Here is a 19,291-nt window from a genome sequence, read left to right as displayed (position 1 = left end):
TCGCGGATGTCTATTCATCCGGAAGGAGCACCCGTGTCCCCCACCACCGTTGCCCGCCTCGCCGGCCGCGTCGCCCTGACGCTCTGCCTCACCGCCGGCGCCCTCGTCCCCACCACCGCCGCCCACGCCGCCGGTGAACGCGTCGACGTCTGGCTCACCACCACCTCCGACAGCGGCGGCCGGACCGTCACCCGTGGGCTGCAACAGCAGAGCCCACTCGCCTTCGCCGCCACCAGCCCCGGCGCCACGCACACCATCACCGTCGACGAGAACACCCGCTACCAGCCGTTCGAGGGCGCCGGCGCGTCCATCACCGACACCACCGCGTACCTGCTGCGCGGCGGCCCGATCAGCGCGGCCACCCGGGACGCGGTGATGCGCAAGCTGTTCAGCCCCACCGACGGGATCGGGCTGTCGTTCGTCCGCAACCCGGTCGGCGCGTCCGACCTGTCCCGGCCCGGCAACATGTCCCTCGACGACACCTGCTGCGACCTCAACGACTTCGGCGCGAACGGCTACGACACGAACGTCGAGCTGCTCACCGCGCAGGCCCGCCAGCTCAATCCGGCGCTGCGGGTGATGGTGGTGCCGTGGAGCGCGCCCGGCTGGATGAAGGACAACGGCCGGATGGACCAGATGGGCTGGCTGAAGTGGGAGCACTACGCCACCTACGCGCAGTACCTGGTCCGGACGCTCCAGGCGTACGCGGCGCGCGGCGTCACCGTCGACTACCTGTCGGTGCAGAACGAGCCGAACTGCTGCCAGGCCGGCAACCCCACCGCGATGGACTACCCCGGCATGAGCTGGAACGCCGCCGGCCTGACGGAGCTGACCAAGAACTTCGTCTACCCGGCGTTCCGCGCCGCCGGGATCAACACGAAGGTGCTGGTGCACGACTGGAACTACGGCGACTACGGCACCATCGGCTCCGGGCTGCTCGCCGACAGCGCGGTCCGCACCGACCCGCTCTTCGGCGGCATCGCCTGGCACGGCTACTTCGGCGACCCGGCGGTCGGCAGCCAGGTGCGCGCGCAGTACCCGGCGGTGCCGCAGTTCAGCACCGAGCACTCCGGCGGCACCTGGATCACCAACCAGCACAACGAGGACATGGCCGACATCGTGAGCTACGCCCGGAACTGGAGCCGCAGCGTGGTGAAGTGGAGCCTCGCGGTCAACCAGAACATGGGCCCGCACAACGGCGGCTGCGGCACCTGCACCGGCCTGATCACCGTGCAGGAGGGCGGCGCCCGGGCCGGCCAGGTGGACTACACGATCGAGTACTACACCACCGGCCACCTGACCAGGTTCGTCCGGCCCGGCGCGACCCGGATCGACTCCACCGCCAACGGCACGGTGCAGAACGTGGCGTACCGCAACCCGGACGGCTCCAAGGCGCTGCTGGCGCACAACGGCGGCACGTCCGCGCAGTCGGTCCGGGTGGTGTGGGGCGGGCAGTCCTTCAGCTACCCGCTGCCGGCCCGAACCACCGCCACGTTCACCTGGTCCGGCACCCAGTCCGGCGGCGGCGCGACGCCGACCGGCCCGGTCACCGGCATCGGCGGAAAGTGCCTGGACGTCACCGACAACGCCAGCGCCGACGGCACGCCGGTGCAGATCTGGAGCTGCACCGGGGCGGCCAACCAGCGCTGGACCCGGGCCGCCGACGGGACGCTGCGTGCGCTCGGCAAGTGCCTCGACGTGGCCGGCGGCGGCACCGCCGACGGCACGAGGGTGCAGCTCTGGGCGTGCAACGGCAGCGCCGCCCAGCAGTGGACCGCGACCGCCGGGCGGGACCTGGTGAACCCGCAGGCGGACAAGTGCCTCGACGTCACCGGCAACACGTCCGCCGACGGGGCGAAGACGCAGGTGTGGAGCTGCACCGGGGGCGCCAACCAGAAGTGGACGCTGCCGTCCTGACCCCACGGGGTGGCCGGGCCGGCGGCGACGCCGGTCCGGCCGCCGCCGCGGATGACGCCGGTCCGGCCGGGCCGGCCGGTCAGCGGCCCGGCGACCGCCGCGATGGGGCCGGCCGGGCCGCCGGCTCGCGGCGCACGCCGCCGTCGCGCAGCAGCCGGGCCATCGGCAGGGTGGCCGCGCCCATCGCGACCGCGTCCGGTCCGAGCCGGCACAGCTCGACCGAGGTCTGCGCGTACGGCTGGCGCAGCGCGTGCCGCGCGGTCGCCTCGCGGATCGCCGGCAGATGGCGCTCGCCCAGCGCCAGCCCGGCCCAGCCGCCCAGCACCACCCGCTCCGGGTTGAACAGGTTCACCAGGTTGGCCAGGCCGGCGCCGAGGTAGCCGACCGTCTCGTCGATCACCGTCGCGGCGGTGCGGCTGCCGGCGCGCAGCAGCTCACCGAACGCGCTCTCCTCGTCCCCGCCGGGCGCCGGGCGGCCCCGGTTGGCCCGCCGGAACCGGTCGAGCACCCCCTCCGCGCCGACGTACGCCTCGAGGCAGCCGAGGTTGCCGCAGCGGCAGCGCCGGCCCCCGTACACGATGGTGGTGTGGCCCCACTCGCCGGCGCTGCTGTGCGCGCCGCGGTAGCCGACGCCGTCGGCGACCACGCACGCCCCGACACCGGACCCGACCAGGACGACCACCGCGTGCCGGACGCCACGGCCGGCGCCGAACCACATCTCGGCCTGGCCGAGCGTCTTGGCGCCGTTGTCGATGTGCACCGGCACGTCGGTGCCGGCGCGCAGCATCGCGCCGAGCGGGACGCCGTCCCAGCCGAGTGTCTGCGCGTGCACCACCGCGTCGGCGGCGCGCTCGACCGTGCCGGAGACGGCGACGCCGAAGCCGAGCACCGCGGCCGGATCGACGCCCGCCTGCTCGGTCACCGCGGCGAGGCCGTGCAGCAGGTGCGTGGCGACCTGTCGCGGGTCGGGCTCGGCGGCGGCGATCGGGTACTCCGCCTTGGCCAGCGCGGTCATGGTCAGGTCGAACAGCTCGACCTGCACCCGAGTCTCGCCCACGTCGGCGCCGACCAGGTAGCCGTGGCCGGGGGCGACCCGCAGCAGCACCCGGGGGCGACCGCCGTCGGACTCCACCGAGCCGGCCTCCTCGACCAACCCTTCGGCGATCATCTCGCCGACCAGGTTGCTCACGCTGGCCAGGCTCAACGCGGTGGACTGGCCCAGCTCGTGCCGGCTGAGCGGGCCGTCCAGCCAGATCCGGGTGAGCAGGACCGACCGGTTGGCCCGGCGCATGTCGCGCACCGTGGTGCGTCTGGCGTCCACGTCCGCCGCCGTCCTTCCCTACATTTCACGTCCTGAACGAAGTGCTGACAGACTACTGCGCATTTACACTTAACAAAGTTAACTGATAACCTCCGCCGCATCGATGAGGAGGTATGTCATGCGACTCGGACGTGGGACGACCGCTCTGCTCGGTGGTGTCGCGCTGCTCGCCGCCACCGTGGCCCTGCCCGCCGCCGGTGGCTTCGCCGCCGCCGCGAACCCCACCGCGCTGGTGGCCTGCGACGCGCCGGCCTGGGCCGAGGGCGTCACCTGGACCGCCGGCAGCCGGGCCAGCTACGCCGGCCGGCTCTATCAGGCGTTGGTCACGCACACCCCGCCGGTCGGCGCGGGCTGGACGCCGGCCGCCGTGCCGGCGCTCTGGACCGACCTCGGCGCCTGCACCGGCGGCACACCGTCACCCAGCCCGACCACCCGGCCACCGTCACCCACGCCCAGTCCCACCGCGTCCCCCTCCCCCACCCGGACCCCCACGCCGACCCCGACCGCGACGTCCACGCCGGGCGGTGACACCTGCGCGCTGCGGTCCCGACCGACCGGCAAGGTGCTCCAGGGCTACTGGGAGAACTGGGACGGCGCGGCCAACGGCGTGCACCCCGGACTCGGCTGGATCCCGGTCACCGACGCCCGGATCACCGGCCACGGCTACAACGTGGTCACCGCCGCGTTCCCGGTCATCCGCGCCGACGGCACCGTGCTCTGGGAGGACGGCATGGACGCCGGCGTCCGGGTGCCCACCCCGGCGCAGGTCTGCCAGGCCAAGTCCGCCGGCCTGACCGTACTGCTCTCCATCGGCGGCGCCGCCGCCGGCATCGACCTCAGCTCCGCCGCCGTCGCCGACCGGTTCGTCGCCACCGTGGTGCCGATCCTCAAACGGCACAACTTCGACGGCATCGACATCGACATCGAGACCGGGCTGACCGGCAGCGGGAACATCAACCAGCTCTCGCCGTCGCAGGCCAACCTGATCCGGATCATCGACGGGGTGCTGGCCCAGATGCCGGCCGGTTTCGGGCTCACCATGGCGCCGGAGACCGCGTACGTCACCGGCGGCAGCGTCACCTACGGCTCGATCTGGGGCGCGTACCTGCCGATCGTCAGGAAGTACGCCGACAACGGCCGGCTCTGGTGGCTGAACATGCAGTACTACAACGGCTCCATGTACGGCTGCGCCGGTGACTCGTACCCGGCCGGCACCGTGCAGGGCTTCACGGTGCAGACGCAGTGCCTGAACAACGGGCTCACCGTCCAGGGCGTCACCATCCGCGTCCCGTACGACAAGCAGGTCCCCGGCCTGCCGGCGCAGCCCGGCGCGGGCGGTGGCTACCTGAGCCCGTCGCTGGTCAGCCAGGCGTGGCACTCAGTGCCGGGACTCAAGGGCCTGATGACCTGGTCGGTCAACTGGGACGGGTCGAAGGGCTGGACGTTCGGCGACAACGTCCGGGCGCTCCAGGGCCGCTGAGCCGGTCCGGGGCCCCGCCGACCCGCGGGGCCCCGGACCCGGTCAACCGACCCTGATCTGCTTCGGCGTGGTCTTCGAGTCCAGCCAGGCGTTGACCAGCTTGGTGAAGTCGCGGCCGGTCCGCTCGTTGAGGAACGCGATGAACGACGCGCGGTCCTGTTGGGTGTTGCGCTGGTCCTGCACCCAGGCGCGGGCCAGCACGAAGAACGTCTTGTCGCCCACCTGCCGGTGGATCTCGCGGAGCATGGCCGCCGGGCAGAGGTAGACGTTGCCCTCGGCGAACCGCTTCGGGTCGGGCCTGCCGGGCGGGCCCAGCTTCTTGCGCAGGGCCGCGTCGCCCTCGCGCAGGTAGCGGTCCAGGCTCGCCGCGCTCAGCTTCAGCGTCTCCTGGGTGTACAGGTCCTGGGCGTACTTCGCCCAGCCCTCGTTCAGCCACAGGTCGGTCCAGCTCGTGGGCGTGACGGAGTTGCCGAACCACTGGTGGGCGTACTCGTGGAGCAGGTCGCTGCCCCAGCGGTCCCGGCGGGCCCGGGTGTCCTCGATCTTCCCGCCCATCGTGATCATCTGCTGGGTCTCCATGCCCGACGCCGAGTCCACCACCACGACGCCGCCGGAGGGGAACGGGTACGGGCCGAACTTCTTCTCCAGCCAGGCCAGGTACTGCGGGGACTTCTTCAGGTACGGCACCAGATCGTCGTCGGCGCCCTTGCGGTACCAGTAGGTCAGCGGCACGCCGCGCGGCCCCTTGGCGGTCAGCTTCTGGTACTTCCCGACCGCGAGCGTGGTCAGGTACGTCGCGACCGGGTCGGCGCTGCGGTAGGAGAACGTGGTGCCGGACTGCCCGGCCGGGGTGCCGCCGGCGATCGCGGTCCACCCCGCCGGCACGGTCACCCGGATGTCGTAGAGCGCCTCGTCGGCGGGCTGGTCGTTCGCCGGGTACCAGGTGAACGCCCCGAACGGCTCCTGCATCGTCCAGAGGCCGCCCTCCTTGGTGACGGTGAGGCCGAGGTCCTCCACGTCCTTGCGGTGCGACGGCATCGGCGTGGTCCGCGGCCGGCCGTGGTACTTGACCAGCAACGTCACCGGTTTGTCGGCCACGACCGGCGCGGTCACCGTGAGCTTCTCCCGGGCCACCGCCGCGGTGACCGGCGCGCCGTCCAGCGTCACGCCGTCGAGCTGGTAGGGCATGAAGTCGAGCACCAGGTTCGGCGCGTCCCGGACCGGACGGATCCGCAGCGTGGCGGCGCCGGTGAGGGTCCGGGTCGGCGGCGCCCACTGCACCGCCAGGTCGTAGTGCAGGACGTCCAGCGCGTCGGTGCCCCGCGCCGGGTAGACCTTGTCGGCCACCGGCGTGGAACGGCCCGCCTGCCAGGCGGTGTAGTCGACGGCGGGGACGGTCGGACCGGGCGTGGTCGGCGGAGCGGACGGGTCGGCGGCCGGCGCGGCGGGGTCGGTGGTGCACCCGGCGGCGAGCAGCGGCGCGAGAAGCAGGATCAGCGGTACGCGGCGACGCATCAGCGCACCATACGGGAATGATCCACTTCTGGGGGCCCCTCCGCTGGCGTCCGCCGGGACATGCTGCCAGGCTGTCGGGCGTGTATGACTACGACCTGCTGGTGCTGGGCTCCGGACCAAGTGGACAGAAGGCGGCGATCGCCGCGGCCAAGCTGGGCCGTCGCGTCGCCGTCGTGGACCGTCGCGACATGCTCGGCGGGGTGTGCATCAACACCGGCACCGTGCCGTCCAAGACGCTGCGCGAGGCGGTCCTCTACCTGACCGGGCTGAGCCAGCGTGACCTCTACGGAAGCAGCTACCGCGTCAAGGAGGACATCACGGTCGCCGACCTGGCCGCCCGGACCCAGCACGTGATCGGCCGGCAGACCGACGTGATCCGCGACCAACTGGCCCGCAACCGGGTCACGATGATCACCGGCACCGGCCGGTTCGCCGACGCGCACTCGGTCTGGGTCGACGCCGGCTCCGGCCGGGAGACCCGGGTCAGCTTCGACAAGGCGGTCATCGCCGCCGGCACCCGCCCGGCACGCCCGGACAGCGTCGACTTCGACGACCGGACGATCGTCGACTCCGACGGCGTCATCAACCTCCAGGCCGTGCCGCGCAGCATGGTCGTGGTCGGCGCCGGCGTGATCGGGATGGAGTACGCGTCGATGTTCGCCGCGCTCGGCACCAAGGTGACGGTGGTCGAGCGCCGCGAGCGGATGCTCGACTTCTGCGACGAGGAGATCGTCGAGTCGTTGAAGTACCACCTGCGGGACCTGTCCGTGACGTTCCGCTTCGGCGAGGAGGTGGCGTCGGTGGAGAAGCACCGCACCGCCGCGCTCTGCGTGCTGCGCAGCGGCAAGAAGATCGTCGCCGACACGGTGATGTACTCCGCCGGCCGCCAGGGGCAGACCGACGAACTCGCGTTGGAGGCGGCCGGGCTCACCGCCGACCACCGCGGCCGAATCCAGGTCGACGCCGACTACCGCACCGCGGTCGAGAACATCTACGCCGTGGGCGACGTCATCGGCTTCCCGGCGCTCGCCTCCACCTCGATGGAACAGGGCCGCCTGGCCGCGCAGCACGCCTGCGGGGAACCGGCCCGCGCGATGCCGGAACTGCAGCCGATCGGCATCTACACCATCCCGGAGATCAGCTTCGTCGGGAAGACCGAGGACGAGCTGACCGACAGCTCCACCCCGTTCGAGGTGGGCATCGCCCGCTACCGCGAACTGGCCCGGGGGCAGATCGTCGGCGACTCGTACGGCATGTTGAAGCTGCTCGTCTCGCCGACGGACGGGCGCCTGCTCGGCGTGCACGTGTTCGGCACCGGCGCCACCGAGATCATCCACATCGGGCAGGCGGTGATGGGCTGCGGCGGGACGGTCGACTACCTGCTCGACGCGGTGTTCAACTATCCGACGCTGGCCGAGGCGTACAAGGTGGCGGCGCTGGACGCCGCCAACAAGATCCGCAACATCACCCGGATCGACGGCTGAGCGACATGCGGGCGAGCCGGACCGCGGTGCTGGTGTGCCAGGGCCGTGCCGCCGCCGACGGGCGGCTCGCCCCGGGGCGCTTCACCGACCCGACCGCCGCGCCGATGCTGCGCCCGGACGAGCGCGTCGCCGTCGACCGGGTCCGCGCCGGCGCGGCGCCGCCCGGCTGGCGGCCCCGGGTCGACTACGAGAGCGTCCGCGCCTGCGCCGAGGTGATGGCGCCCCGCACGGTCGCCGTCGACGACGCCGTCCGGGAGCGGCCCGGCCCGCAGGTGGTGATCCTCGGCGCGGGGCTGGACGGGCGCGCGTGGCGGATGCCGGAACTCGCCGGGGCGGCCGTCTTCGAGGTCGACCAGCCGGCCAGCCAGCGGGACAAACGCGACCGGGCCGGCGCGCTGCCCGGCGCCCCGCCCCGGTTCGTTCCGGTGGACTTCGGCCGGGACCGGCTGGGCGAGGCGCTGGCCGCCGCCGGGCACCGCGCCGACACGCCGACGACCTGGGTCTGGGAGGGCGTGGTGCCGTACCTGACCCGGGCGCAGGTGGCGACCACGGTCGAGGCGGTGGCCGCCCGTTCCGCACCGGGCAGCCGGCTCGTGGTCAACTATCAGACGCCCGCGGTGACCACCACGCTCGGCCGGGTGCTGGCCCGGCTGCTGGCGGCCACCACCGGCCGGTCGAGCGTCTGGGTGGACGAGCCGTGGCGCTCCACGTGGACCCCGGCCGCGATGGCCGCCCTGCTCACCCGCCACGGCTTCACCGTCACCCGCACCGAGCACCTGCTCGACACCGCCCGCCGCCTGGGCACCCCCACCCACCACCCCCGCTCCCTCCGCCACAGCCACATCACCACCGCCGACCACCCCTAACCCCCACCCTCCCCACCCTCCCCTCCCGCCCCCTCTCTCCCCCGCGATCTTGCAGTTGCGGCCCGGTGGAAGCCCGGTTTGTCCGCGATGCCGGGGCCGAATCTGCAAGATCGACGCGGCGTGGGGCAGGGACGGGGGGACGGGGGGTCAGCGGCCGGTGGCGTAGTTCTGGGCGCCTCGGGGGTTGGCGGCGGCGGACAGGACGCCGGTGCGCGGGTCGCGGGTGACGGCGCACAGGCGGCCCAGGCTCCACGGGTCGGCGCGGCGCACGGTGTGGCCCTTCGCGCGCAACGCGGCCAACACGTCCGGGTCGAACCGGTCCTCCACCACCAGCACGCCCGGCTCGACCTCACGCGGGTAGAACGACGCCGGCAGGCTGGTGGTGTGCCAGGCCGGCGCGTCGATCGCCTCCTGCAACTCCTGTCCGCCGGCGACGTGACGCAGCAGGAACAGCAACTGCCACTGGTCCTGCTGGTCGCCGCCGGGCGTGCCGCAGGCCAGCACCGGCTCGCCCGCACGCAGCACCAGTGTCGGGCTCAACGTGGTACGCGGACGCCGGCCCGGCCGCAGCGACGACGCGAGCCCCTCCTCCAGCCAGCACATCTGCAACCGGCTGCCCAGCGGGAAGCCCAGCTCCGGAATGGTCGGCGAACTCTGCAACCAGCCGCCGCTCGGGGTGGCCGAGATGATGTTGCCCCACCGGTCCACCACGTCGACGTGGCAGGTGTCGCCGCGGGTCACCCCGTCCGCGCGTACCGTCGGTTCGCCGGTGCTCGGGTCCGGCGGGCCGGCCCGCCGGGCGGCGTGCGCGCCCAGGTGCGCCGGGAGCCGCGGCGACGCGCCCGCCGGGCGACCCGGACGCAACCCGGTCGCGGCCCGGTCGCCGATCAGCGCGGCCCGTTCGCGGGAGTACGCCGACGAGAGCAGCGCCGCGCCCGGCACGTCGGTGTCGCCGTACCACGCCTCCCGGTCGGCGAAGGCGAGCTTCAGCGCCTCGGCCTGGGCGTGGATGCCGTCCACGGTGGACGGATCCAGCGCCCGGGGATCGTCGAGCGCGTCGAGCGTCGCCAGCGCCTGCAACAGCACCGGGCCCTGGCCCCAGAAACCGGTCTTCGCCACGGTGTGCCCGCGCCAGTCGAGCGTGACCGGCTCCTCCCAGGTGGCCGACCAGCCGGCCAGGTCGTCACCGGTGACCAGGCCGGCGTGCGGGCGACCACTGGAGTCACGGAACGGGCGGCGACTGAACCGGTCGATCGCCTCGGCGACGAAACCCTCCCGCCAGGCGCGCCGGGCCGCCTCGATCTGCGCCACCCGGTCCGCCCCGGCATCCCGCCCGGCCTCGACCAGGCGGCGCAGCGTCCCCGCGTACGCCGGGTTGGTGACCATCTCCCCCGGCGCGGGCGGGCGGCCGTCGCGCAGCCAGAGCCGCGCGGAGGTCGGCCAGTGCTCGGTGAACAGCGACCGGACCCGCGCCACGGTCTGCCCGGCGGCGCCGACCAGCGGATGACCGGCGGCGGCGTAGCCGATCGCCGGTTCCAGCACCTCGTCGAGCGGGCGGGTGCCGTGGTCGCGCAACAGGAGCAGCCAGGCGTCGACCGCGCCGGGCACCACGGCGGCGAGCGGGCCGGCGCCGGGCACCAGGTCCAGACCGAGCGCACGGAAGTGCGCGACGGTGGCGCCGGCCGGGGCCGGGCCCTGGCCGCAGAGCACCCGCGGGGTGGGATCGCCGGCCGTGGCGAGGATCGCCGGCACCTCGCCGCCGGGGCCGTTGAGGTGCGGCTCGACCACGTGCAGCACGAAACCGGCGGCGACCGCGGCGTCGAACGCGTTGCCGCCGCGCTCCAGCACGCCCATCGCGGACTGGCTGGCCAGCCAGTGCGTCGAGGAGACCATGCCGAACGTGCCGCGCAGCGTCGGCCGGGTGGTGAACGTCATCGGGCGGCTCCTGCGGGCGACGGCGGCCCGGTGAGCCTACGCCGCGCCGGTGTCGGCGCGCGCCGCGCCGCCGTCCCGGTCCGGCCCGTCCGCGCGGTCCGTTCCGACGACGGGCAGCAGCGCGCCGTCCAGCGGGAACAGGCAGGCGGCGTGCTGGCCGGGACCGACCTCGGCCAGCGCCGGATCGGTCCCGGCGCACGCGTCGCGGGCCTGCGGGCAGCGGGTACGGAAGCGGCAGCCGCTGGGCGGGTCCACCGGGCTGGGGATGTCACCGGAGAGCACGATGCGCCGGCGTTCCCGCTCGACGCGGGGATCGGCCACCGGCACCGCCGACAGCAGCGCCGCCGTGTACGGGTGCGCCGGCCGCTGGTAGATCCGCTCCGGCGGGCCGGTCTCCACGATGCGGCCCAGGTACATCACCGCGATCCGGTCGCTCATGTGCTCGACGGCGGCCAGGTCGTGCGCGATGAACAGGTAGGTCAGCCCGAGATCCCGTTGCAGCCGCCGGAGCAGGTTCATGATCTGCGCCTGCACGCTCAGGTCCAGCGAGGCGATCGGTTCGTCCAGCACGATCAGGTCCGGCTCACCGGCCAGCGCGCGGGCCACCCCCACCCGCTGACGCTGGCCGCCGGACAGCTCGTGCGGGTGCCGGTCGGCGGTCTCCGGCCGCAGGCCGACCAACTCCAGCAGCTCCGCCACCCGGGACCGGCGGGCGGCGGCGGACGTGGCCAGCCGGTGCACCACGAGCGGCTCGGCGACGCTGTCCGCGACCGTACGGCGCGGGTCCAGCGACGCCTGCGGGTCCTGGAACACCATCGCCACGTGCCGGCGCATGCCGCGCAGGCGACGCCGGGACAGCCGGGTCACGTCCGCGCCGGCCACCCGGACCCGGCCGGCGGTCGGGTCGACCAGCCGCATCAGCGCCAGGCCGGCGGTGGACTTGCCGCTGCCGGACTCACCGACCAGGCCGAGCGTCTCGCCCCGGCGGACGGCCAGGGTGACGCCGTCCACGGCGCGGACCACGCCGGCCGGGGTCGGGAAGTGCACCGCCAGGTCGTCCAGTTCGGCGACCACGTCCGCCGCTGTCATGGCGTCTCTCCCGGATAGAAGGTGCGGACGGTGTGCCCGTCGCCGACCGGCGTCAGCGGGGGCAGCTCGTGCTCGCACCGGGGGTCGGCGCGCACCGGGCAGCGCGGCCAGAACGCGCAGCCCGGCGGCAGGTCGAGCGGGCTCGGCGGGGCGCCCGGGATCGCCACCAGGTCCTCACCCCGGCGGGCCGGGTCCGGCCGCGCCGCGAGCAGCGCCCGGGTGTACGGGTGTGTCGGCGCGTCGAACACCGCGTCGACCGGGCCCTGCTCGACGATCCGCCCCCCGTACATCACCGCGACGGTGTCCGCGATGCCGGCGACCACGCCCAGGTCGTGGGTGACCCAGACGACCGCGGTGCCGAGCCGCTGCTGGAGGTCGGCGACCAGCTCGACGATCTGCGCCTGGGTGGTGACGTCGAGCGCGGTGGTCGGCTCGTCGGCGATCAGCAGGTCCGGCTCGCAGGCCAGCGCCATGGCGATGACGACGCGCTGGCGCATGCCGCCGGAGAACTGGTGCGGGAACGCGTCGACCCGCTGCGCGGCCGACGGGATGCCGACCAGGTCGAGCAGCTCCACCGCCCGGTCCCGGGCGGCGCGGCGGGTCAGCCCGAGGTGCGCCTCGGCCGCCTCGGTGACCTGCCGGCCGACCGGCAGCACCGGGTTGAGCGAGGTCATCGGATCCTGGAACACGAACCCGACGTGCCGGCCGCGCAGCCTGCGCCGGCGGTCGTCGGGCAGGGCGCTCAGCTCGGTGTCGAGCAGCCGGACCCGGCCGGTGACCGTGGCGGCGCGTGGCGCCAGGCCGGTCGCCGCGAGCAGCGTCATGCTCTTGCCGCTGCCGGACTCGCCCACCAGCGCGAACGTCTCGCCGGCCCGCACCTGCCAGGACACGCCGGCCACGGCGCGGGCCGGCCCGCGCCGGGTGCCGACGGTGACGGTGAGGTCCTCGACGGAGAACACGGCATCGCCACTGGTCACGGGATGCTGGCTGGGCATGCGCTCGTGGCCCTCGCTTCGCTCGGTGCGCTCGCTCATGCGGTGCTGACTGGGCATGCCCTCGCGGCCCTCGCTTCGCTCGGTGCGCTCGCTCATGGAGTGCTCCTGCGGGCCTCGCTGAGGGTGAGCTGGCGGGGGTCGAGCACGTCGCGCAGCGCGTCACCGACCAGGTTGAACGCGAGCACGGTCAGGAAGATCGCCGCGCCCGGGAACACGCCCAGCCACCAGGCGTCGGTGACGAAACCCCGCCCGTCGAAGAGCATCCGACCCCAGGCCGGCGCCGGCGGCTGGATGCCCAGCCCGAGGAAGGACAGGGCCGCCTCGGACAGGATCGCGAACGCCAACGACAGCGACGTCTGCACGATCAGCGGCGCGGCGATGTTGGGCAGCACGTGCCGGCGCATGATGCGCAGGTCGGACGCGCCGATGGAGACGGCGGCCCGGACGAAGACCTGCTCGCGGACGGCCAGCACGCCGGCACGGGTGATCCGGGCGAAGATCGGGGTGTAGACCACGCCGATGGCGACCATGGCGGTGAGCAGGCCGGGCCCGAGCACCGCCACGATGGCCACCGCCAGCAGCAGCACCGGGAACGCGAACAGCACGTCCATGCAGCGCATCAGCACGCTGTCCAGCCAGCCCCGGTAGTAGCCGGCGAACAGCCCGAGCGTCACGCCGGCGACCAGTGCGATGCCGACGCTGACCACGCCGACCTGGAGCGAGACGCGCGCCGCGACCAGCACCCGGCTGAGCACGTCCCGGCCCAGCTCGTCGGTGCCGAACGGGTGTGCCCCGCTGGGCGGGCGCAGCATCGCATCGACGTCGACGTCGTTGACGCCCGACGGGGCCAGCCAGGGACCGGCGACGCCCACCACGACCAGCAGCAACAGGACCAGCGTGCCGCCGACGGCGAGCGGGTCGCGGCGCAGCGCGTCCAGCACGCGACGCCGGGTGCTCTCGGATGCGCCGCTCACCTGACCGTGATCCTCGGGTCGAGGCGGGCGTAGAGAATGTCCACCAGCAGGTTGACCAGCAGGAACAGCGCGGCCACGAGCAGCACGGCGCCCTGCAGGACCGGATAGTCGCGGGCCTGGACCGCGTCGAACGTGAGCCGGCCGATGCCGGGCCAGGCGAACAGCACCTCGATGACGATGACGCCGCCGAGCAGGCTGGCCAGTTGCACCGCGACCACGGTGACGACCGGGATCAGCGCGTTGCGCAGCACGTGCCGCAGGATCACCACCCGGTTGCGCAGCCCCTTCGCCTCGGCGGTGCGCACGTAGTCGGCGGAGAGGACCTCCAGCACCGAGGAGCGGATGAACCGGGTGAGGATCGACGCGGTGACCAGGCCGACGGTGACCGCCGGCAGCGCCACATGCGACGCCCACCGGCCCGGGTCCTCGGTGAGCGCGACGTAGCCCGACGGCGGCAGCCAGCCCAGCACACCGGCGAAGAGGATGATCCCCATGATGCCCATCCAGAAGTCGGGCACCGAGACGCCGAACTGGCTGAACACGCGCGCCGCGTGGTCGACCGCCGAGCCGCTGCGCACCGCCGCGACGATGCCCAGCGGGAACGCCACCAGCAGCGCGAACACCACCGCGGTGAGCGCCAGCGACAGCGTCGCCGGCAGTCGTTCCAGCACGATCCGGCTGACCGGCTGGCCGGTGCGGAAGCTGACCCCGAGGTCGCCGGTGAGCGCGTGACCGAGGTAGCTGGCGTACTGCACGGGCAGCGGCTGGTCCAGGCCGGCGCGTTCCCGCAGCGCCTCGTACGTCTGCGGGTCGAAGCGGGTGCCGAGCGCCACCCGCACCGGGTCGCCGGGCACCAGTTGCAGCAGCAGGAAGACCACCAGGGTCACCCCGAGCAGCACGATCGCGGACTGGAGGACCCGCCGCAGGACGAAGCGGGTCATGTCACTTGCCGAGGGCGACCGTGCGGAACCGGATCGCCCGGTCGCTGCGGACGTCGTAGCCGGAGACCTTCTTCGACCAGCCCTGCACCACGTCCGGGTTGTACAGGTAGAGGTAGCTGGCGTCGTCGACGATCTGCTTCGCCGCCTGGTCGTACGCCTGCTTGCGGGCGGCCTGGTCGGTCTCGGTGCGGGCGGTGTCGAGCAGTTTGTCCACGGCCGGGTTGGCGTACTTGTGGAAGTTGAACGTGCCGCCGCTGTGGTGCTGGGCGTAGTAGAACTCGTCCGGGTCGACGTTGCCCAGCCAGCCGAGCATGAACCCGTCGAAGTTCCCCTTGGCCTGCTCGTCGAGCCACTGGGCGAAGTCCAGCGTACGGATCTTCACGGTGATCCCGACGTCCTTGAGCTGCGCGGCGATGACCTGGGCGGCGGTGACCGTCTCCGGGTACTCACTCGTGACCATCAGGTCCATGGTGAGGTTGCCGACGCCGGCCTGGCCGAGCATCTGCTTCGCCTTGGCCGGGTCGTGCGAGAAGGGCGCGTAGTCGTAGAAGAACGCGCTGTCGCGCGGGATGGCGGTCTGGTTGACCGTGGCGAGACCGAACTTGGCCGCCTTGGTGATCGCCTCCCGGTCCAGCGCGTAGCCGATCGCGCGGCGGACCTCGGGGTTGTCGAACGGCTTGCGGGCCTCGTTGAGCGCCACGTACCAGTAGTCGGTCGACGGCGCGGTCTTCACCACCGGGTCGTCGCCGTCGCGCAACGACGTCACCTGCTGCGGCGGCAGGTTGTCGGTCCACTGCACCTGGCCGCTGCGCAGGTTCTGCAGCGCGACGGTCGGGTCCTTGACGAACGTGAAGGTGACGCCGTCGAGCTTCGGCTTGTCACCCCAGTACGTGTCGTTGCGGACCAGCTTGATGCTGTCACCCGAGGTGTAGCCGGCGACCTTGAACGGGCCGCTGCCGACCGGCGCGGTCTTCACCTTGCCGGACTCCACGTTGGACTTCTCCACGATCGCCACGCCCTTGAAGCCGCCCAGGTTGGCCAGCAGGTTGGGGGTGGGCGCGGTCAGCGTCACCACGACGGTGGCCGGGTCGGGGCCGGTCACCGACTTGACGGTGGCGAACTTGTAGGCGGTGTTCAGCTTCTGCTTGATGATCCGCTCGTAGGAGTAGACGACGTCCTCCGAGGTCAGCGGCGACCCGTCGGAGAACTTCGCCCCGTCGCGCAGGGTGAACGTCCAGGTGAGCTGGTCGGCGCTGGTGGTCCACTTGGTGGCCAGCGACGGCACCATCTTCAGGTCGGCGTCCGGCTCGACGAGCGTGTCGTAGACGTTCTCCAGGACCTGGAAGCTGTAGTAGGCGGACGTCTTGTGCGGGTCGAGCTGGTCCGGTTCGCCGCCGATCGCGGCGTTGAGGACACCGCCCGCGCCCCCGGCGCTCCCGCCGCCGTCACCGACGTCGACGGCCTCGCCGCCGCTGCATCCGGACAGGACACCGGCCGCGAGCGTGAGCGCCGCGCCGATCACGCCGAGCTTGTTCCTGGACATTGGCCCCCCTGCCGCTTTCCGAACAAAAGAAAGTTTCGGCCACTCTTCTCGCCGAGCGGGATGATGTCAACCGAATCGAGCCGAATCGACCTGTCGACGCGCGGTTGCCGGTCAGGGTTGAACGGTGGTTCAATCCACCTTCCGCCACCGCGCGCTGGGAGTGCCGCCGTGACCACACACGAGGTCGTCAACCAGGTCCCGCCGCTGGTCGGCCACGACACCGCCGACGATCCGGCGCTGCTCGACGGCCTGGCCCGGGAGGGCGCCGGCTGGGCCGCCGCCGGGCTGCGCGAGCTGGGCCGGCTGGCCGGCGGCGAGGCGGCCACCGAGCACGGCCGGCTGGCCAACGAGCACCCCCCGGTGCTGCGCACCCACGACCGCTACGGCCACCGCGTCGACGAGGTGGAGTTCCATCCCTCCTGGCACGAGCTGATGCGTACCGCGGTCGGGCACGGCCTGCACGCCGCGCCGTGGGCCGACGACCGGCCCGGCGCGCACGTGGCCCGCGCCGCCGGCTTCTACGTCTGGCGGCCCGACGCCGGGCACGGCTGCCCGATCTCGATGACCTACGCGGCGGTGCCGGCGCTGCGGCACAGCCCCGAGCTGGCCGCGCGCTACGAGCCACTGCTCACCAGCACCGAGTACGACTTCGGGCTGCGCCCGCCGGAGAGCAAGCGCGGCCTGTTGGCCGGCATGTCGATGACCGAGAAGCAGGGCGGCTCGGACGTGCGCGCCAACACCACCACCGCCCGGCCCGAGCCGGACGGCAGCTACCGGCTGGTCGGGCACAAGTGGTTCACCTCCGCGCCGATGTGCGACCTGTTCCTCACGCTCGCCCAGGCGCCGGACGGCCTCACCTGCTTCCTGGTCCCCCGGGTGCTGCCCGACGGCGGTCGCAACCCGATGCGGCTGATGCGGCTGAAGGACAAGCTCGGCAACCGCTCCAACGCCTCCGCCGAGATCGAGTACGAGCACGCGGTGGCGTGGCGCGTCGGCGACGAGGGCCGCGGCGTGCGCACCATCATCGACATGGTCAACCTGACCCGCCTGGACTGCGTGATCGGCGCGGCGGCCGGCATGCGTCAGGGCGTGACCACCGCCGTGCACCACGCCACGCACCGGCAGGTGTTCGGCCGCTACCTGGCCGAGCAGCCGCTGATGCGTAACGTGCTGGCCGACCTGGCGGTGGAGTCCGAGGCGGCCACCGTGCTGATGACGCGGCTGGCCGGCGCGACCGACCGGTCGGCGCGTGGCGACGCCGGCGAGACCGCGTTCAAGCGCCTGGCGCTGGCGGTCGGGAAGTACTGGGTGTGCAAACGCTGGCCGGGGCACGCCGCCGAGGCGCTGGAGTGCCTGGGCGGCAACGGCTACGTCGAGGAATCCGGCATGCCGCGGCTGTTCCGCGAGTCGCCGCTGAACTCGATCTGGGAGGGCTCCGGCAACGTCGCCGCGCTGGACGTGCTGCGTGCGCTCACCCGGGAGCCGCAGGTGCTGGCCGCGTACGAGGCGGAGGTGGCCGCCGCGGCCGGCGCTGACCCGCGCCTCGACGCGGCGGTCCGCGCGGTGCGCGACGAGCTGGCCGACCACACCGACCTGGAGCTGCGGGCCCGCCGCGTGGTGGAGCGGCTCGCGCTGGTGCTCCAGGGCGCACTGCTGGTCCGGCACGGCCACCCGGCGGTCGCGGACGCGTTCTGCGCGTCCCGGCTGGGCGGCGACCACGGTCAGGCGTACGGGACGCTGCCCGGCGGCCTCGACCTCGCCGCGATCATCGACCGGGCCGCCCCGAAGGTCGGCTGACCGGTGCGACTCGTCTCGGCCCACATCCACCCGGTGAAGTCGCTGGCCGGCGTGGACGTCGACCGGGCCACGGTCGAGCCGTGGGGGTTGCGGCACGACCGGCGCTGGGTGCTGCTGCAACCGGACGGCGCGGTGCTCACCGCCCGCACCGCGCCCCGGATGCTCGGGCTGACCGCCGTGCCCGGCGTCGGCTCCCTCACGCTCACCGACCGGGCCGGCGGTTCGTTGGTCGTCCCCGAGCCGGTGGCCGGCCCGCCGGCCGCCACCACGCTGTCCCGGCTGGACTCGGTGCGTCTGGCCACCACCGAGGCGCACGAGTGGCTCACCGAGCGCCTGGCGCGTCCGGTGCGGCTGGGCTGGCTGGACGACCCGCGCCGCCGCCCGGTGTCGGAGGCGCACGGGGGCCGCCCCGGCGACCCGCTGAACCTCGCCGACGCCGGCCCGCTGCTGGTCGCCACGCTGCCGTCGCTGCGCCGGCTGCGGGACTGGATCGTCGAGGGCGCGCTGGAGCGGGGCGAGCCGGCGCCGGACCCGCTGCCGATGGCCCGGTTCCGGCCCACCGTGGTGCTCGACGGCCCGGTCGCGCCGTTCGCCGAGGACGGCTGGACCCGGGTGCGCATCGGCGCGGTCGACTTCCGGGTCGCGGAACGCTGCGACCGCTGCTCGCTCACGCTGGTCGACCCGGTGACGCTCACCAGCGGCAGGGAGCCGATCCGCACGCTGGCGCGGCACCGGCGGTGGGACGGGAAGGTGTGGTTCGGCGTCCGACTCATCCCGGTCGGCGCCGGCGAGATCCGGGTCGGCGACCCGGTCACCGCCGACTGACCGCCTCCGGACCCGGGGCCGCACGCGGCCGGCTCAGCCCGCGCGGGGGCGCCACTCGTCGGCGAGGACGGCGAAGACGAGCTGGTCGGCCCACTCGTCACGGAACCGGTAGCTGCGCACGTGCCGCGCCTCCCGGCGCATGCCGAGCCGGGCCAGCAACCGGGCGGACGCCTCGTTGCCGGCATGGCACCGGCCCGTCACCCGGTGCAGCCCGAACGGGCCGAACCCCCAGTCCAGCAGCGCGCCGGCCGCCTCGGTGGCCAGGCCCCGGCCGCCGTGGTCGGGATGGAAGACGTACCCCAGCTCGGCGGTGCGGTCGGCGCGGCTGCGCCAGACCAGCTCCACCGTGCCGATCACCCGGTCGCCGGCGACCGCGGCCAGCGTCAGGCAGTCGCCCTCCGCGCGCAGCGCGTCCTCGCCCACCATCGCGGCCACCGACGACCGGGACTGCTCCCGGGTACGCGGCTGCGCGAGCGTCCAGCGGCACACGTCGGGACGGCGCTGCCAGGCGTGCACGTCGTCCAGGTCGTCGGGCGTGACCGGGCGCAGCAGCAGTCGCGGCGTCCGCAGTGGATACGTCGGGCGGGCCATCGGGCGATGGTAGAGCCG

At 73.6% G+C, this 19,291-nt stretch carries 15 protein-coding genes; 6 read left to right on the top strand and 9 right to left on the bottom strand.

All coding sequences use genetic code 11. The features are described 5' to 3' along the window. The first annotated feature begins 33 nt into the window (after positions 1–33). Complete coding sequence (locus tag ACZ6O5_RS13365; RefSeq protein WP_465976981.1) at positions 34–1,917, top strand: ricin-type beta-trefoil lectin domain protein; 1,884 nt, start codon at positions 34–36, stop codon at positions 1,915–1,917. Between the two features lie 79 nt (positions 1,918–1,996). On the opposite strand, the gene ACZ6O5_RS13360 is transcribed toward ACZ6O5_RS13365, so the two are convergent. Beyond that, positions 1,997–3,238, bottom strand: coding sequence for an ROK family transcriptional regulator (locus tag ACZ6O5_RS13360; protein WP_465976979.1), 1,242 nt, complete (start codon positions 3,236–3,238; stop codon positions 1,997–1,999). Between the two features lie 118 nt (positions 3,239–3,356). Between ACZ6O5_RS13360 and ACZ6O5_RS13355 the strand changes: the two genes are divergently transcribed. Then, positions 3,357–4,718, top strand: coding sequence for a glycosyl hydrolase family 18 protein (locus ACZ6O5_RS13355; RefSeq protein WP_465976977.1), 1,362 nt, complete (start codon positions 3,357–3,359; stop codon positions 4,716–4,718). 42 nt (positions 4,719–4,760) lie between these two features. On the opposite strand, the gene ACZ6O5_RS13350 is transcribed toward ACZ6O5_RS13355, so the two are convergent. Then, positions 4,761–6,233: a M1 family metallopeptidase gene (locus tag ACZ6O5_RS13350; RefSeq protein ID WP_465976975.1), complete on the bottom strand. Its 1,473-nt coding sequence runs from the start codon at positions 6,231–6,233 to the stop codon at positions 4,761–4,763. A gap of 80 nt (positions 6,234–6,313) precedes the next feature. Here ACZ6O5_RS13350 and sthA point away from each other — a divergent pair, with 80 nt between their 5' ends. Both sthA and ACZ6O5_RS13340 read left to right on the top strand, forming a co-directional pair. Next, positions 6,314–7,717 carry a Si-specific NAD(P)(+) transhydrogenase gene (gene sthA, locus ACZ6O5_RS13345; RefSeq protein ID WP_425788021.1) on the top strand — a complete coding sequence of 468 codons (1,404 nt, stop codon included), beginning with the start codon at positions 6,314–6,316 and terminating at the stop codon, positions 7,715–7,717. Positions 7,718–7,722: 5 nt separating this feature from the next. Then, on the top strand, positions 7,723–8,583 hold the full coding sequence (locus ACZ6O5_RS13340) for a class I SAM-dependent methyltransferase (RefSeq protein ID WP_465976973.1): 861 nt from the start codon (positions 7,723–7,725) through the stop codon (positions 8,581–8,583). Positions 8,584–8,730: 147 nt separating this feature from the next. Here ACZ6O5_RS13340 and ACZ6O5_RS13335 read toward each other — a convergent pair whose 3' ends face one another. From ACZ6O5_RS13335 to ACZ6O5_RS13310, 6 genes are all read right to left on the bottom strand, one after another. Next, on the bottom strand, positions 8,731–10,518 hold the full coding sequence (locus tag ACZ6O5_RS13335) for a gamma-glutamyltransferase family protein (protein ID WP_465976971.1): 1,788 nt from the start codon (positions 10,516–10,518) through the stop codon (positions 8,731–8,733). 36 nt (positions 10,519–10,554) lie between these two features. Then, positions 10,555–11,607, bottom strand: a complete 1,053-nt coding sequence (locus tag ACZ6O5_RS13330) for an ABC transporter ATP-binding protein (protein ID WP_465976969.1) — start codon at positions 11,605–11,607, stop codon at positions 10,555–10,557. Continuing rightward, positions 11,604–12,602: an ABC transporter ATP-binding protein gene (locus tag ACZ6O5_RS13325; protein WP_465977234.1), complete on the bottom strand. Its 999-nt coding sequence runs from the start codon at positions 12,600–12,602 to the stop codon at positions 11,604–11,606. Before ACZ6O5_RS13325 ends, ACZ6O5_RS13330 begins: the two co-directional genes overlap by 4 nt. Positions 12,603–12,694: 92 nt before the next feature. After that, positions 12,695–13,576 carry an ABC transporter permease gene (locus ACZ6O5_RS13320; RefSeq protein WP_396769926.1) on the bottom strand — a complete coding sequence of 294 codons (882 nt, stop codon included), beginning with the start codon at positions 13,574–13,576 and terminating at the stop codon, positions 12,695–12,697. Further along, on the bottom strand, positions 13,573–14,517 hold the full coding sequence (locus tag ACZ6O5_RS13315; RefSeq protein ID WP_465976966.1) for an ABC transporter permease: 945 nt from the start codon (positions 14,515–14,517) through the stop codon (positions 13,573–13,575). Before ACZ6O5_RS13315 ends, ACZ6O5_RS13320 begins: the two co-directional genes overlap by 4 nt. Position 14,518: 1 nt before the next feature. Continuing rightward, a complete protein-coding gene (locus tag ACZ6O5_RS13310) occupies positions 14,519–16,060 on the bottom strand; it encodes an ABC transporter substrate-binding protein (RefSeq protein ID WP_465976964.1) in 1,542 nt (513 codons plus the stop codon). 168 nt (positions 16,061–16,228) lie between these two features. On the opposite strand from ACZ6O5_RS13310, the gene ACZ6O5_RS13305 reads away from it, so the two are divergent. Together ACZ6O5_RS13305 and ACZ6O5_RS13300 are read left to right on the top strand one after the other, a co-directional pair. Then, a complete protein-coding gene (locus ACZ6O5_RS13305; RefSeq protein ID WP_465976962.1) occupies positions 16,229–17,857 on the top strand; it encodes an acyl-CoA dehydrogenase family protein in 1,629 nt (542 codons plus the stop codon). Between the two features lie 3 nt (positions 17,858–17,860). After that, entirely contained in the window at positions 17,861–18,682 is an 822-nt protein-coding gene (locus ACZ6O5_RS13300) for an MOSC domain-containing protein (RefSeq protein WP_465976961.1), read from the top strand. A gap of 33 nt (positions 18,683–18,715) precedes the next feature. Here the strand turns inward: ACZ6O5_RS13300 and ACZ6O5_RS13295 are convergent, their stop codons facing one another. Next, positions 18,716–19,273 carry a GNAT family N-acetyltransferase gene (locus ACZ6O5_RS13295; RefSeq protein ID WP_465976959.1) on the bottom strand — a complete coding sequence of 186 codons (558 nt, stop codon included), beginning with the start codon at positions 19,271–19,273 and terminating at the stop codon, positions 18,716–18,718. Positions 19,274–19,291: the final 18 nt, after the last annotated feature.

The organism is Micromonospora sp. NPDC049201 (assembly GCF_055586805.1).
This window is presented reverse-complemented; position numbering and strand designations above follow the sequence as displayed.